The sequence below is a fragment of the Paraburkholderia ribeironis genome (assembly GCF_900019265.1).
GTDB lineage: Bacteria > Pseudomonadota > Gammaproteobacteria > Burkholderiales > Burkholderiaceae > Paraburkholderia > Paraburkholderia ribeironis.
In genome coordinates, this window is the sequence record NZ_CYGX02000086.1 from 19,893 (window position 1) to 34,850 (window position 14,958).

The following is a 14,958-nucleotide window of genomic DNA, read 5'->3' on the forward strand; positions in this document are numbered from 1 at the left end:
CTGCGCCGATGCTCGAGTAGCGAGTCTACTCGCAACCGTTCCGGGAGAGGTTCGTCCGCAATAGGCGCAAGCGCGGACCTCAAGAGTTGCCTCTGCGCCGCGAACTTTGCCACGGCGGCTGCGGCGTCCGGATCGCGATCTAGGTAATCCTGAACTTCCTTGCGGCGAGTGGCCTCAAGTGCATGGTCAACGAAAGCATGGAGATCTTCCTCCACGATAGGAGCTGGGATCTGAGGCTTGTCCACTTACTTCACCCTCCGCAAGAACGGTTCGCCTTGAGGGCACGCCTCCTGCTCCTGGTCGCCGTCGAGCGCGCGCTGAAGGCGCTCCCTTCCTCGGGCCAGACGGGACATCACGGTTCCAATTGGGATGTTGAGCGTCTTGGCAGCTTCCGCATAGGTAAGGTCCTCCACCGACACCAGCAATAGCACGTTCCGCTGGTCCTCGGGGAGCGCGGCCAATGCCTTCATCAGTTCGCCATGGCGGATTCGGTGCTCCTGGGGCGCGGGAGTGGCGAGGGCTTCTTCATCGATGTCTGCGATGTCGAGATGCAACCCACGCCGCGCGCGCTGCCGCAACTTATTGACGATGAGATTGTGTGCGATAGCAAAAACCCACTGCCGCGTGTTCTCTGCTCGCCGCCTCGTATCCCATTTGCTGATGGCCCGCTCCAAGCAATCTTGAACGAGGTCGTCAGCAAGATCGCGGTCACGAACCATTGCACTGGCATAGCGACGCAGCGCCGGAATCAGTGGCTCGAGTTCCGCGATATGAGCCATGCCAGCGCTGCCGATCATTGCGTGGCTACCTGCAATTGAACTGGCTCGCCAGGTTTGCCCTCAACGATTGGCGCAACCACCAGATACCGTCGGGTGTCAGTTGCCTCCGCTTGGACGACCTGGCGGATCGGCCCGACTGCGTTGACGACGGCGGAACCTGCCGGATTGGTCATGAAGTTGGCCAGGGGTTCTAGTGCGCCGGAGCCGTCAGCCTTCTTGGCCAGCGCCATGACATAGGGCTGCTTTGGTTTCAACCCCGTGACGGATGCTTGCAGGACCTGTGACAAGCCTTGGTCGAACAGCGCAACGCTGGTGCGAGTCGCGCTGCTACCCACCTCGGCCAGCGAGAGTGAGGCCACCTTGCCTGCCACGCCTAGCTCCTGAAGATTGCGCGTCCCGTCGTCGCCGGTAGGCACTGCATTGGGAACATATACGACCGCTTGCGGCGCCTGACCGATAGGTACGTTGCCGATAACCGTGTTCGTCGCCGTGTCGATAACGGCGAGAGCGTCCGCGTTTTCGAGGCCGACGTAAACGCGGCTGCCGTCCCCGGAAGGCCACACACCGTGCGGGAGGTTGCCGACAGGAATGGTCGCAACTTGGGAGAGATCATCCGTGCGGAAGACCTTCACCTGGTTGAGTCCGCCCACAGTCAAGTATGCGAACGTTCCGTTGCTTGTTTTGGCAAAGTTAACGTGGTTCGTAATAGGGCCGGTCTCGAACGATTTGATGACACCAAACGGGGGGCGCGCGTCGAATACAGTCGTCCTCCCCGTGTCTTTCAGCGTGAACCAAACCTGCTTGCCATCGGGCGAGGCTGCGATGTTCGGGCAGAACGGGCTGTCCTGCTTCACCTTGGCGATGATCTTGTGAGACGCGACCTCTACGATGGCGGTCTCGGGATTGAAGGATGAACAAACGTATGCGTACTTTCCGTCGGTCGAGAAAATTTGCATCCCTGGGCCGGCTGCCGTCGTGATACGAGTTTTTTCTTCGAAGGTTGCCGCGTCGATGACTGAGACATAGTTCTCACCTCGAATAGTCACCCAGACTTCCTTGCCATCAGGTGTGAAGAATGCCTCATGGGGGGAGCGACCGAGGTAGGTGGTGTGCTTTACGGTGTTGGTTGCGGTGTCGATGAAGGTCACCGAGTTCGAGCCAATCGATACCACCGCGAGCGTGCGATGATCTGGTGAAAAACCGAGACCGTGGACCAGAACCTGGCCATGATAGAGCGGACTAAAGCTGCTGGGCGAGGGGTCACCCAGACGAATGACTCCTAGTAACCGGTTGTCGGCCGGGTCTGTCACCGACACGGTATTGGAAAATTGTTCGGCCGCATAGATACGGTCTCGGTGGCTGACGGGGATATCCGCGTCGGTCTCTCGGCCGGGCACTTGGCCAGCAACGGCAAGGGACGAGAAAAGTACGGATGAAACTAGCGACGAGAGCGAGAGTTTCTTGAGCATGTGGACTCCTATTGCGTGTGATCTTGGTTTTCAGGGGTAGCGGCCCGAGGCTCGGATATACCGACTTGAGTCGGCGACGGTACAGAGGGTGGGAGCGGTTTACCCAAAGCGAATTGCATCGCGGAGATCTCTTGCTGCTGTTCCACAATGATTTCCTGGGCGATGCGCCGCAACTGCTCGTTGCTCCCGTAGCGCAACTCCGCCAGAGCCATGTCGATAGCGCCTTGGTGATGGGGAATCATCATGGCCGCAAAATCGCGATCGAGGTCGCCTGAGGGCTTGACCACCATCGCGGTCATCATTTTGTCCATCGCCACCTCGTTCTCTGCGCGGAACGCCTCTTGAGGTGTTACAGCACCCGCCGCGGTTGCCATTGCAGCAGCGGCCAGAAGCATGAGCCAACGAAGCGCGCGCCATCGATTTACTGCGATGGTTTTGCTTATGATCCGGGTCATCCTTACTCCCTGTAGCGGGGTATATCCCCATCTTGCGGTGGACATCGGAAGATGAGGTTTTATTCCCTTCGGCGCGACCCAATGCCCGAGGTGGGGAAGTCTTGATCAGAAGTATCCTCAGGGCAAGCGAGATAAGGTTCTCCAGATTGAAAGGAAAACTTTGTCGGAATGCTGTTGCCAACTCGCGCAGTCAGTCGCGCGCCAGCGGACGGCCTCCGCGTGTCGCTTCCGGTCGAGCGTTTCAGGCTGGTGGCTCCGGTTACGGAACCCTTATGCTCGTCTGCTCGGTTAGAACATTTGATCGCTCGTTTCTCCCCGGCCGATTTCTATCCGATCTCTCGCAAATCTCAATTGCTTCGGGGCGTCCGAGGCAAGCACAGATAAAGATTTTCTACTTAGCCGACAAAGCACGTCTGCCTTGTGGATCTGTTCTTGTCGCTTTACCGTTGTTAACGCGCTCTTGTATGCGCTCACTTTAATGCTGGTATCCAACACAGGAATTGTGAAATGAGCTATCAAGAAAGATCCGACCTCAACCTGTCAGAAGAACTGTTCCGGCTCGCGGGACCCGACGGAGAGACGTTCAAAACTTTTCATCATGACGCCATTGCTCGCACCGATGGCCAAATTCCCAATAAATATCGGGAGCTCGTCGCATTGGGCGTTGCCTTTACAACGCAATGCCCGCTCTGCGTTGATTTGCATACAGCAGGGGCCAAACGGCACGGTGCCACTCGGGAGGAAATTGCTGAGGTGTGCATGATCGCAGCTGCCATGCGTGCCGGCGCTGCATATGGGCAGGGGCTGCTTGCGCTGAAGTTGTATGACGAGCGGTAGCATCCACTGAGGTTGCAAATTTGCTAAGCGAGGCGGTCTGCAGAGCCCCAAGATTGCTCCGGGATCACCTCGCACTGGTTGGATCGGTCACCAGGGACTTGGATCATAGCTGTCCGGTGCGCGGTAGCTTCGATGAGGGGTGGCGGCGGGGACTGCCGTGGCCATGAAGCGGCAAGTAGCACGCCAATGCGTGGCAGCCCACGTCTGAAGGCAGATTTGTTCGGCGTCTTGCGTCGTACGTTAGCAGGTTGGCTGGGGCGAGCTTTGAACTCCTCGGAAATAGGGATAGTCATGGACGATCACATTGAAGTGTTGGTCATAGGGAGTGGGTTTGGAGGGGCCGTTGCCGCGAAAAGACTCGCGGAAGCGGGGAGGGATGTATTGATGCTCGAGCGCGGTCCGTGGCGAGACACGGTGCCGATGCAGTCGACTGACATCGAAGATCTGGCTCCTCTCCCGCAAGGCCGGCATGCATTTACCTATGGCTTGAGATCTGTTAGGGCTAGCCTTTTTAAAGGCGAGATGGTTATTAATAAAAGAGGGTTTGTCGAGGCATACTTCGGTGACGGCATCAATGTGATTTGCTCTTCGAATGTCGGGGGAGGTAGTCATATATATGCGGCAGTTCTGGGTAGACCTTTCGACCCCAAGTACTGGGAGACTCGACATCCGCAAATTTCTCAAGAGCGCATGGAAAGCTACTATGACGAGATTCTCGCGCTACTCAACGCAAGGCCTGTGTCACCTCATGACATGGTTCCAAACAGCATCGATCAAACCAACTACAACGGCGAATTATCGAATGCAGGGCTGAAAAATTCGCCGATCGGCATCCTGTTGCCTGAAATGCCCGGACAGCCTGTGAAGCTGGTAGATCCGCATGGGGTCGAGCGATGGGAGTCCGACATGCGGAATAACAGCTTTCTGGGGTCCCCGTCGGGCGCCAAAACTACTTTAGATTTCACGGTCATTTGGCCGGCAATGCAGCATGGCTTAGTTGTACGCGATCTGTGTGAGGTCAAGTCGATTCACAAACTAAGAGGCGGAGACGAGCGCAAGATGCGATATGAAGTCCGTTATCGCAACCATCGAAGCGGGCAAGATGAATGCATACTTGCGGAACACGTTGTCCTGGCTGCAGGAGGTTTGAACACAGTTCGTTTGCTATTGAAAAGCCGTGATGTCGAGCATGGATTGGATGGAATGCCGCGGTTAGGCTTTCAGTTTGGCACGAATGGAGGGTTTTTCGGGTTTTGGAAAGAGAATAGCACGAGAGATCTTACTGCAGGCCTGCCGCTCTGCGGGCCTTTCAGATCGAGGAACTCGACAAGCAAGTCTGCGCTAATGCTTCGTGCGAGCATCCAGGGTTTCGATGATGTGCCGCTTCCAACGCCGATCAAAAGATGGCTGCGTAAGAATTCGTGCATGGTTGCCTTTGGTGGAGATGGCAGTAATGGGTTGATGTTAATGAGAAACGGTAAATTTAAAATACGATACAAGAAAAGCGAGAATAGTGTTTATCGAGAAATTGCTGAAGAAATAAAGAGCATAGAGATAGCAACGAATACGAAAGTGTATGCCCTTGGTACTCCCGTAACGGTTCAGCCGATCGGCGGTGCTTGTTTGGGTACGTCGAATTTGGATGGTGTGATCGGCGCGAACGGGGAGGTTTTTGATAACCCCGGACTATATGTGGTAGATGCGTCTGCCCTGCCGGCGTCCCCTGGGGCTCCGCCAAGTCAGAGCATAGCTGCATGGTCTGCTCATGTTGCCGATAGGCTATTGGAATCGCTACAACGCTGCTAGTCCGCATCGCAAGTGTGCGCCTTCCAGCAACGAGTCAGGCTAGCCGCTCATGGGCGGTCTTCATGACAGTTGAAGTCTCGGGCAACCAGATGGCGTCCTCGTTTCTTTGTTTGTCGACTCGGGCCACATGGTCCGAGATGCCACTGCGCTCGGAGGTTCTGCAATAAGGCGATCGGCTAAGATGTGTGAAACGACATGAATGACAGGGAGCTCGATGAAGGCGTTGAATCCGGCGGTAGCCCGAGTGATCAAACGCCTGCATTACCCGCTCGACGTGATCCTGACTTGCGTGCGCTGGTACGGGCCTATCCGCTAAGCCTGCGGCACCTCGAAGCCATGATGGCCGAGCGCAGCATTTCGGTCGATCATTCGATCGGTGCATCGCTGGGCCATCAAGCTGTTGCCGGTGCTGGAGAAGGCGTTTCGCCGCCGCAAGCGCCCGGTTGGCAAGAGCTGGCGGATGGACGAGACGTACATTCGCGTCAAGGGGGGAGTGGCGGTATCTCTGCCGGGCCGTCGACAAGGACGGCAACACGATTGACTTTTTGCTGCGCGCCCATCGGGACTAGCCTGCGGCCCGGCGTTACATTGAAAAATCGGTTGCCAACAACGGTATAGCTGAGACGGTAACCATCGACAAAAGCGGTGCCAATCGCGCCGCGCTCGAAGCGATCAATGCTGATTGTGAAACGCCCCTCAAGATCCGTCAGTCGAAAGATCTCAATAATCTAGTGGAGCGGGAACAGAGGGCGATCAAGCGACGCACGCATCCCTTGTTGGGGTTCAAGACTTTTCGGTGCACCCGGATCCTTCTGGCCGGCATTGAACTGATGCACATGATTGTGAAAGGACAGATGAAGTATGCTCACGGAGCCCGTCCAATTGCCGCAGATCAGTTCTGCGATCTCGCAATATAAGCAGTACTTTGCATGTCGGCACCGCGCCTGCCTTCAGTCTTACTGCGACAAAGCCGGTATTGTTCGACGGTTGCGTTCGGGGGACGTAGCGTCGCACCTGGCGCAACGGGGCATCCGTCGTCGTAGATGTGCATGTGACAGTCGAGGGTTCCTTCGGGCAGCCTGAAAGAAGGCCGTTGTGAACCGCTCGACCATGTTTCGTCGCCCAACTTTCCGGTGCTCAAGCGGTTTGCCGATTGCACGGCGAAAGAAATCGGGCGACGAGCGTGGCCAATACAAGGAAAAGGGCCCACCAAAATTGCGCTGGCCAGCAAACGACTGCGAGAAAAATTATCGAAAACTGCGCGCTTTTCGATCGAACTTTGCAGAAAGATCATCGCGTCTGATTTTGGCAACTGTCACGCGTCATTAGGATGGTTGGAGGCCAGCGCAGTGTTGCCTGGCCCAACGGATCGCGGGTTCTGTCGATCCCGTTCCCAGCCAACCTATCGAGAGTACGACCATGCAATCATCCCGGCCTTTGATATGCCTCGCGTCTCTGACGCTTGTCCTGCAACCTCTCGCGGCTCACGCGGATCTGACGGTAAAGATCGGGCAGGTTTCCCCACTAACTGGCGAACTGTCCCACATCGGAAAGGACGATGAAAACGGCGTGCGGCTGGCGATCGAAGATCTGAACAGCAGAAAGATTCGCATTGGGGGGCAAAACGTTACGTTTGTGCTTGACTCGCAGGACGATGCGGCCGACCCAAAGACAGCCGTGACCGTCGCACAGAAGCTGGTGGACGATGGCGTGGCGGGTGTCGTTGGTCATGCAAACTCCGGGACATCGATACCCGCTTCCAAAATCTACTCGGATGCCGGTGTTCCAATGATCACCGAATCGGCAACCAATCCGAAGCTCACCCAGCAAGGCTTCACGAACGTGTTCCGTATGGTTGCGAATGATGTGAGACAGGGCACGGTCATCGGCTCGTATCTGGTCCGCGATCTTGGTGCGCGCAAGGTCCTCATCGTCGACGACCGTACGGCGTACGGGCAAGGTCTTGCCGACGAGATCGAGAAGGCAGTCAAGGCAGCTGGAGGCAACGTGGTCGCCCGTGAATATGGCACCGACAAGACAACCAACTGGATGGCGATTCTCACGACCATCAAGAGCCGTCAGCCGGACGGTATCGCGTTTACGGGCGGCGACACGCAAGCCGCGGCATTCGTGCAGCAGGCACAAAAGCTTGGATTGAAAGTCAAGTTCATTGCCGGCGATGAGGCGTGTACTCCTCAGTTCATCAAACTGGCCGGTTCCTCGATGAACAACGACACGTACTGCACGCTGGCGGGCGTGCCACCTGCAAAGATGCCGCAAGGACCGGAATTCTTCAAACGCTACCAGCAGCGGTTTGGTGTTCCCGTGCAGCTATATGCCCCTTATGCCTACGACGCGGTGCTCGCGATGGCAGACGCGATGCAGGCTGCCGGGTCGACAGACCCAAAGGTGTATCTCCCGAAGCTGCGCGCTTCGAAGCTGGACGGCGTGACGGGCGCTATCCAGTTTGACGAGAAAGGGGATATCCGCAACGGCGCCATTACCGTTCGCCAGTTTGATCAGGGTAACTGGACCGACAAATCAGTCGTGCGTTGACGGCGTCACACTCCCTCGGGAGCGACGGGTACACCGAGCCCCACCTTCACGCTGCTCATGCTCACCAGCGTCTTGAAGCGTTTGACGTTGTTGTTTGAGAAGAACAGTTGCCGCGTGAGCGCCGTGTACTCCTCCATGTTGCGAACCGTCAGTATCAGCACGAAGTCCCATTCACCCGCGACGTAGTAGCACTGCTGGATTTCCGGGCATTGCGCGAAGGTGCGCTTCATCGAGTCGAGCAGATCGATCTGCTCGCTCTCGACCTCGACTGTTGCGATAATTGTCAGCGGATAGCCAACCTTCTCCGGCGCGACGATGGCGGCGTAGTTGCGAATGACGCCTGCGTCCGACATACGTCGCAATCGACGATTGACGGCAGCCGTGGACAGATTGACGCGTTCGCCCAGTTCGTTCTGAGGAATGTGCGCGTCGCGTTGCACTTCCATCAATAGCTTGAGATCAAAATCGTCCAGGCTGAGTGTCATGGTTTTGCGGCCGGAAGGTCGAAACAGAGATATTTTTGCACGGAAGCTGTCGATTTAGAGACTTTTTCCAGCACCACCAACAATATTATCTCCCTAACCGACATGCGCATTCCCCGCGCTTCATGAGCCAAGGACGTCCGACAATGGAAAGCACGCTGCAGGGCCAGTTGACGAGCTGGCGCCAGTATTTGCATCAACATCCCGAAACTGGTTTCGAGGAAGTCAATACGTCTGACTATGTGGCGAACATTCTCAGGACGCTTGGACTGGAAGTTCATCGCGGGATCGGCGGAACCGGGCTCGTTGCCAACCTGACGGTCGGAGACGGGAAACGGGCCATCGGCCTACGCGCGGATATGGATGCGCTGAACATCGTGGAGCAGGCAACCGATCGTGAGCACGCTTCGCGCACCACCGGAAAAATGCACGCGTGCGGGCACGACGGACATATGTCGATGATTCTGGGCGCGGCCCGGCTCCTTGCCGAGCGTCGCGATTTCAACGGCACCGTCCGCTTCATCTTTCAGCCGGCAGAAGAGCACGGCCGCGGCGCGAAGGCGATGATGGCCGACGGCCTGTTCGAACGGTTCCCGGTCGATGCCATCTTCGGCGCGCACAACATGCCGGGCATGCGTGCGGGATCGTTTGCAACGCGTCCGGGCGGCATCATGGCGAGTGAAGACAACTTTGTCATTCACATCAAGGGACGGGGCACACACGCCGCACGTCCGCACATGGGTGTGGACCCGATCGTCATCGCGTCACAGATCGTGATGGCATTGCAGACCGTCGTGTCGCGCAATCTCGACCCGAGCATGCAGGCGGTGATTTCCTGCACGGAATTCATGACCGACGGCCTGCGAAATGTCATTCCGTCGAATGTTGTCATCAAGGGGGACACGCGTAGCTATTCACTCGAAGTGCAGCGGCTGCTCGAAACTCGCATGCGCGAGGTTTGCGAAGGCATTTGCCGCACGCACGGTGCCGATTGCACATTCGAGTACACACACGAGTTCGCTCCGACGGTGAACTCGGAGCAGTTCGTCGGCGTCGCGGTGACGGCGGCGCGCAATGTGGCGGGTAGCGATGGCGTCGACGACAACATTCAGCCAATGATGATTTCCGAGGATTTTGGTGCGTTCCTGCAGGTCGTTCCGGGCAACTTCATCTTCATCGGCAACGGCGAGTCGGCTGGAAATGGCGGCACACCGTTGCACAACGCCACCTACGATTTCAATGACGACATCCTTTTGACCGGAGCGCGATATTTCGCTGAGATCGCCCGGATCGAGTTGCCGATCGGCTAACGGTTAAAAGGGAAATAAATGAATACGTCTGTACTCCCATCACTGACACTCGACGGCGCACTCCTGCTTGAGCAACTGGGTCAGCTCGGCGAACTGGGCGCCGATCGTGACGTCGGTGGCCGGACCCGCATCGCGCTGACTGACGATGAGCGAGCCGGCCGTGACCTCGTCGTCAAATGGATGCGCGAACTGGACCTCAATGTGCGCGTCGATCGCATCGGCAACATTTTCGGCACGTTGCGCTCCGATTCGGATGACGGCAGCCAGCGTCCACTGATGATGGGTTCGCACATCGACACAGTTAAGAACGCCGGGGCGCTGGATGGCTGTTACGGCGTGCTGGCCGGGCTCGCAGTCGCGAGAGCATTTCGCCAAGCAGGCATCAAGCCGCAGCGCTCCATCACCATCGGCGCATTCACCAACGAGGAAGGCATCCGCTATCAGCCGGACATGATGGGCTCGCTGGTTTATGCCGGTGGCCTGTCAGTTGAAGCAGCGCTCGATACGGTTGGCATTGACGGCACCCGACTCGGTGACGAACTCGCGCGCATCGGTTATGCGGGTGACCCGGAGCCCGGCGCGATTGTTCCGCACGAATACCTGGAACTGCATATCGAACAGGGCCCGATTCTCGAAGCAGAGAACATTCGCATTGGAGTTGTCGAGAATCTTCAGGGCATCTCTTGGCAGCAGATTACCGTGCAGGGCAATGCCAATCACGCGGGTACAACGCCAACCCGGCTTCGTCATGACGCGGGCTGGGCGGCCGCTGCCGTGTCGACGTTTCTACGTGAGCTGGCTGTCACCACCGGCACCACGCTGGCGACGATCGGCATGCTGCGCATCGAGCCGAACGTCATCAACGTGATTCCGCGCAAGGCGGTGTTTACCGTGGATCTGCGCGACCCGGATGAGCAACGCCTCCAGGACGCCGAAAGGCGCCTTGCGGAGTACCTCACAGAGGTCGCGGAGAAGGAAGGCGTGAAGATCACAACCGAACGTCTGGTCCGTTTCGAGCCGGTGGTATTCGATGCAGGATTGGCCGATGCGATCGAAGCCTCCGCAGAACGCATGGGCTTCACGCATCGCAGGATCACGTCCGGTGCAGGACACGACGCCCAGATGATCGCGCGCATCGCGCCCGCCGCGATGATATTCGTGCAGAGCCGCGGTGGCATCAGCCATAACCCGCGGGAACACACGGACGACGATCAGCTCATTGACGGCGCAAACGTCCTGCTGGATGTCGTGCTAAAGCGCCTTGCAGAGACGTGAGCCCGACTCCCATTCGCCTATTCACATCATTGACTACTGGAGTGCCATGGTTATGTTGGTAGCAAATCCACGCGCAACGCGCACCCCATATCCCGCTGAGCTAAACGAGATTCTCAGTATCGAGAAAGCACTGGAGAGCCGTGCATGGCTTTCCTGCTGGGACAAGATTTCGCCTGAGGGCACGCCGTTGCTTGAGTTGCCCGGGCTGGCCGCCAGACTCAAGGTCGGCAGCATCAGCATCAAGGACGAGTCGGCGCGCTCCGTACTGGGAAGTTTCAAGGCATTGGGTGCGCCTATCGCCCTGATCCGCCTGATTCAGCGGCTATGGCCGAACCATGATCTCGACGCGCGCGGCCTTTTCGAAGGGCGCTATCGGGATCTGCTGACGCATTTCACGGTGGTTAGCGCCACGGACGGCAACCACGGAAAGGGACTGGCTGCTGCCGCGCAAACGCTTGGTTGCCGTTGCGTGATCGTGCTGCACGCCAATGTCAGTGTCGAGCGCGAGAAGGCCATTGCGGCGTACGGTGCCGAGATTGTCCGGATCACCGGAAACTACGATGAGTCGGTCGGAGAGGCGGCTCGCCTGGCTTCGTTGAACGGCTGGCGCGTCGTCTCCGACACGTCATACGACGGTTACGAAGACATCCCGCGCGATGTGATGCAAGGCTACGGCACGATTGCAGCGGAGATTGTCGAGCAGAGCGATAGCCAGCCAGATCGGCCGGTCTACACGCATGTGTTCCTTCAGGGTGGCGTCGGTGGCCTTGCAGCAGGATTGATCAGCTACCTATGGGAATTCCATGGCGAACATCGTCCACGATTTGTCGTCGTCGAACCGCAGCAGGCAGACTGCCTGTATCAGAGCGCATTGGCGGGACGCGCTGCGCGTGCGACGGGTTCTGTCGACTCCGTGATGGCCGGGCTCGCTTGTGGCGAAACATCGCCGCTCGCATGGAAGTTTCTGCAGCCCAGTGTCGACGATTTCATGACGATCAGCGATGACGATGCAGGGAACGCCATGCGTACCCTGGCAACAGGCAGTGATACTGATACACCGATTGTTGCTGGCGAGTCGGGTGTAGCGGGTCTCGCTGGTCTTGTCGTGTTGGCGCAGGACCACCAAGTGGCCAGGAGCGTGGGCCTCGATAGCGCTTCTCGTGTATTGCTTGTCAATACTGAAGGCGCGACCGCGCCCGCGACCTATCAGGAACTGGTCGGCGAGACTGCCGAATCCGTCCTCAAGCGCCAATTGGCCTGGCACGCCAAAGCGGTAGCCTGAGCGAAGTTCCGCTCGCCGTAATAACACCGGTATGGTTTGCGTGGTACGGCAGGGCGACTGGCAGGGCGCGCTCAGGGTCGCCCTCCCTTCATGCGTCATCAACTCGATCGTGGCGATCGGCTGGGACGCATGTAGGGACCGGCGCGACCGTCGTCGCGAACGGCGGGACGTTGCTCTGGAGGTGGCGCTCTCGCTGGAGAAAACCGCTTTGCAGATCGCAGGGGAAATAGAGATTGTCGCACGACTGTTGAGACACTCAGTCTAAGATCGCCTCTGAGCGTCGGACCGATCTGACCCGTGCTCGGATTGGCCGAGCTGCCTTGGCATTGACCTGTCGATCGGTTCCGGCGTTCCCCGAGCGTTGCCGGGCTCACCGTCTGTGACCCGATAGGAGCTTTGTACTGCACCGTGAGTGTCCTGTCCTGCGAGTGGGGTTGGCGATGCGCCCACTACAACGGATATACGCATGGAACAAAACGAAGTGATTCTGGGCGTTGACACGCACCTGGATACGCATGTCGGGGCTGTGATCAGCGACACGGGCAGGCTTCTCGGAACGCTATCGGTAACAACCGACACGGCAGGATATCTCGACCTGCTGACATGGGCGAATTCGTTCGGCCCGTTACGCCGCGCCGGGGTTGAAGGGACCGACACCTACGGAGCGGGTTTGGCTCGCGTGCTGCGCGATCATGAGATCGAGGTGCTTGAAGTCAACCGTCCCGATCGCGCGATGCGCCGATCCAAAGGGAAGTCCGATCCCACTGACGCCGAAAACGCCGCACGTGCGGTCCTTGCCGGAAGGGCCACTGCTATTCCTAAGGAACAGTCTGGCGCCGCCGAGGCGATGCGCGCTGTCTCCGTTGTCAGGCGCAGTGCAGTCAAGGCAAAGACGCAGGCTATCAATCAATTACGGGCTTTGCTCGTGAGCGCTCCCCAGGAAATCCGTGAGCGTCTTCTGAAAGCGAAGACGGCGGAATGCGTTGAGGGTTGCACCCGTCTTCGCTCGTTGGGCAAGACGCCAATGTTGCAAACGCTCATGACCACACTGCGGTTGCTGGCGAAGCGTTGGCTGACGCTGGCAGAGGAGCTCAAAGCACTCGACAGCATGCTTGACAGCCTGACGAGCCAGCACGCCAGGCGACTTCGCGAACGATTCGGCGTCGGCCCGCAGACCGCAGCAGTACTGGTTGCCGTGGCAGGCGACAATCCCGAACGCCTGAAAAGTGAAGCGGCGCTGGCGGCACTCTGCGGCACAAGTCCATTGCAGGCGTCATCCGGCAAGACGGTCCGGCATCGATTGAATAGGGGCAGTGACCGGTCCGCGAATAACGCCTTAAGGACCATTGCCATGGTTCGGATGCGCAGCGATCCACGCACTCGGGCCTATGTCGATCGTCGGACGAAGGAAGGCATGTCGAACAAGGAAATCCACCGCTGCCTGAAACGCTATATCGTCCGTGAGCTGTATCCGCTCATTCTGGCCGATCTCGCCGATTCGACGGCTGCTGCTTGACATAGGAGCGTCTGTGTGTCGCCTCCTACGAGGGCGTCGTGCCGGAATGCGGCGTGATCGATCTCAATAAGCTCCGCGAGAGCCTGCCGGTGCCCTGAGGATGTTGCGAGCAGCGTTGCTTCAGCCAACCCGGCGGAGACGTTACAGCAGTGTCTGTCGATACTGCCGCCGCTGCGTAGCACAGGGCTACCACAGCGTGCTGCGCCGGCAGGAGAGCATCAGCGCCTGCCCGACACATCATGGGTCACTTGAAACGGCGTGTCGGCGCTGCGGCTACGGAGCGCCGAGCCGCGTGACCGTGCGGCTTCTGGAGGCTCCATGGCGGTGTGCGTATTGCCACGCGAGCTACGGTGGTAGGGGCTGGACGCGTACCACGGCACGACCCATGAATTCCGAGTATCGCACGACCTTTACGCGGCGGTATTTTGAGCCTCCAAACCACGTCGGGTGAGGCTTTGCGGTCCTCCGCGCCGTCTGAGCGCCGTTCGTTCAACGTCAGCAATGGCCGATAACGGGTCAATCGGCTTGTCCGTTTGCCGCCGGGATTGCCCCTAGCCACCCACGCTGCGAGCACGCGCCAGCAGACTGCCGATCATCGGTACGTTACGAGAGCCGCTGCAGTGAGGGCGTCTATTTAGCGTGTGCAAAGTGCGATGGCGAAATCGCTGCGTTTAATCAACCGTAGAGTTGTTGTCGCTCGTGCGTCCGGAGTTGGTCGTAGTGTGCGAGAAAGCTATGATTACCGCAACGCTGAACACTCATGTGTCGACCGTTCACCGAGGGAATGGGTGCGTGAAATATTAAAAAATAGCCTTCATTTTTCGGGGTCTATTGCACGGCCATTCAGCGGCGTTTCTGAGTCTATTGCCCAATTTTTAGAGTCTATTGTGCAGGGACAAGTGAGGAAGGATAGCAGCGTGTCGCCGACCGATATCCGCCGCAGTCTCTATGGATCTCAGACATCGCAGGCCGTTGCTTGGCGCGCCAAGAGCAATATTCTGCAAAAAGCAGGAACAAAGTTGTGCAATCTACCAAGCCTTTTTCGCAAAACATGTAATTTGACATAATATAATTTATCAACAAAAAATAGTGTAGTGGCTACACGGTAATGTCCGATTCTGGCTCATTAGAAATGTCCGATTCCTGCCCCTGAGGCGCACGCTGACGCGATGCGTGAGATCGATAGGCTGA

Annotated in this window: 12 protein-coding genes and 1 pseudogene; 9 read left to right on the top strand and 4 right to left on the bottom strand. The window is 57.9% G+C overall.

Annotation, left to right across the window (positions count from 1 at the left end; genetic code table 11):
* Positions 1-245: 245 nt before the first annotated feature.
* Genes BN2475_RS29375 through BN2475_RS29385 form a run of 3 tightly spaced genes read right to left on the bottom strand, consistent with a single transcriptional unit; the run spans position 246 to position 2,703 of the window.
* Positions 246-797 (bottom strand): RNA polymerase sigma factor, encoded by a 552-nt coding sequence (locus BN2475_RS29375; RefSeq protein ID WP_245841670.1) that lies wholly within the window; start codon positions 795-797, stop codon positions 246-248.
* Complete coding sequence (locus tag BN2475_RS29380) at positions 794-2,248, bottom strand: YncE family protein (protein ID WP_094782935.1); 1,455 nt, start codon at positions 2,246-2,248, stop codon at positions 794-796. Before BN2475_RS29380 ends, BN2475_RS29375 begins: the two co-directional genes overlap by 4 nt.
* Before the next feature lie 8 nt (positions 2,249-2,256).
* Positions 2,257-2,703 carry a DUF305 domain-containing protein gene (locus BN2475_RS29385; protein WP_094782946.1) on the bottom strand — a complete coding sequence of 149 codons (447 nt, stop codon included), beginning with the start codon at positions 2,701-2,703 and terminating at the stop codon, positions 2,257-2,259.
* Positions 2,704-3,210: 507 nt separating this feature from the next.
* Between BN2475_RS29385 and BN2475_RS29390 the strand changes: the two genes are divergently transcribed.
* The 4 genes and pseudogenes from BN2475_RS29390 (at position 3,211) to BN2475_RS29410 (ending at position 7,902) form a co-directional block, all read left to right on the top strand.
* Positions 3,211-3,540 (top strand): carboxymuconolactone decarboxylase family protein, encoded by a 330-nt coding sequence (locus tag BN2475_RS29390; protein WP_094782936.1) that lies wholly within the window; start codon positions 3,211-3,213, stop codon positions 3,538-3,540.
* 291 nt (positions 3,541-3,831) lie between these two features.
* Positions 3,832-5,346: a GMC oxidoreductase gene (locus BN2475_RS29395; RefSeq protein WP_094782937.1), complete on the top strand. Its 1,515-nt coding sequence runs from the start codon at positions 3,832-3,834 to the stop codon at positions 5,344-5,346.
* Positions 5,347-5,560: 214 nt separating this feature from the next.
* A pseudogene (locus BN2475_RS29400) lies at positions 5,561-6,263 on the top strand (IS6 family transposase).
* 502 nt (positions 6,264-6,765) lie between these two features.
* Positions 6,766-7,902 (top strand): branched-chain amino acid ABC transporter substrate-binding protein, encoded by a 1,137-nt coding sequence (locus BN2475_RS29410; RefSeq protein WP_094782938.1) that lies wholly within the window; start codon positions 6,766-6,768, stop codon positions 7,900-7,902.
* Between the two features lie 5 nt (positions 7,903-7,907).
* Here BN2475_RS29410 and BN2475_RS29415 read toward each other — a convergent pair whose 3' ends face one another.
* Entirely contained in the window at positions 7,908-8,387 is a 480-nt protein-coding gene (locus tag BN2475_RS29415) for an Lrp/AsnC family transcriptional regulator (RefSeq protein ID WP_094782939.1), read from the bottom strand.
* Between the two features lie 143 nt (positions 8,388-8,530).
* Here BN2475_RS29415 and BN2475_RS29420 point away from each other — a divergent pair, with 143 nt between their 5' ends.
* The 5 genes from BN2475_RS29420 to BN2475_RS33970 all read left to right on the top strand — a co-directional run bounded on the left by BN2475_RS29420 (position 8,531) and on the right by BN2475_RS33970 (position 14,834).
* Positions 8,531-9,694 carry a M20 aminoacylase family protein gene (locus tag BN2475_RS29420; protein ID WP_094782940.1) on the top strand — a complete coding sequence of 388 codons (1,164 nt, stop codon included), beginning with the start codon at positions 8,531-8,533 and terminating at the stop codon, positions 9,692-9,694.
* An 18-nt stretch (positions 9,695-9,712) separates the two neighbouring features.
* A complete protein-coding gene (locus BN2475_RS29425; RefSeq protein WP_094782941.1) occupies positions 9,713-10,969 on the top strand; it encodes a Zn-dependent hydrolase in 1,257 nt (418 codons plus the stop codon).
* 52 nt (positions 10,970-11,021) lie between these two features.
* A complete protein-coding gene (locus BN2475_RS29430) occupies positions 11,022-12,251 on the top strand; it encodes a diaminopropionate ammonia-lyase (protein WP_094782942.1) in 1,230 nt (409 codons plus the stop codon).
* Between the two features lie 466 nt (positions 12,252-12,717).
* Positions 12,718-13,767 (top strand): IS110 family RNA-guided transposase, encoded by a 1,050-nt coding sequence (locus BN2475_RS29440; RefSeq protein ID WP_094782944.1) that lies wholly within the window; start codon positions 12,718-12,720, stop codon positions 13,765-13,767.
* 653 nt (positions 13,768-14,420) lie between these two features.
* Positions 14,421-14,834, top strand: coding sequence for a hypothetical protein (locus BN2475_RS33970; protein ID WP_143325968.1), 414 nt, complete (start codon positions 14,421-14,423; stop codon positions 14,832-14,834).
* Positions 14,835-14,958: the final 124 nt, after the last annotated feature.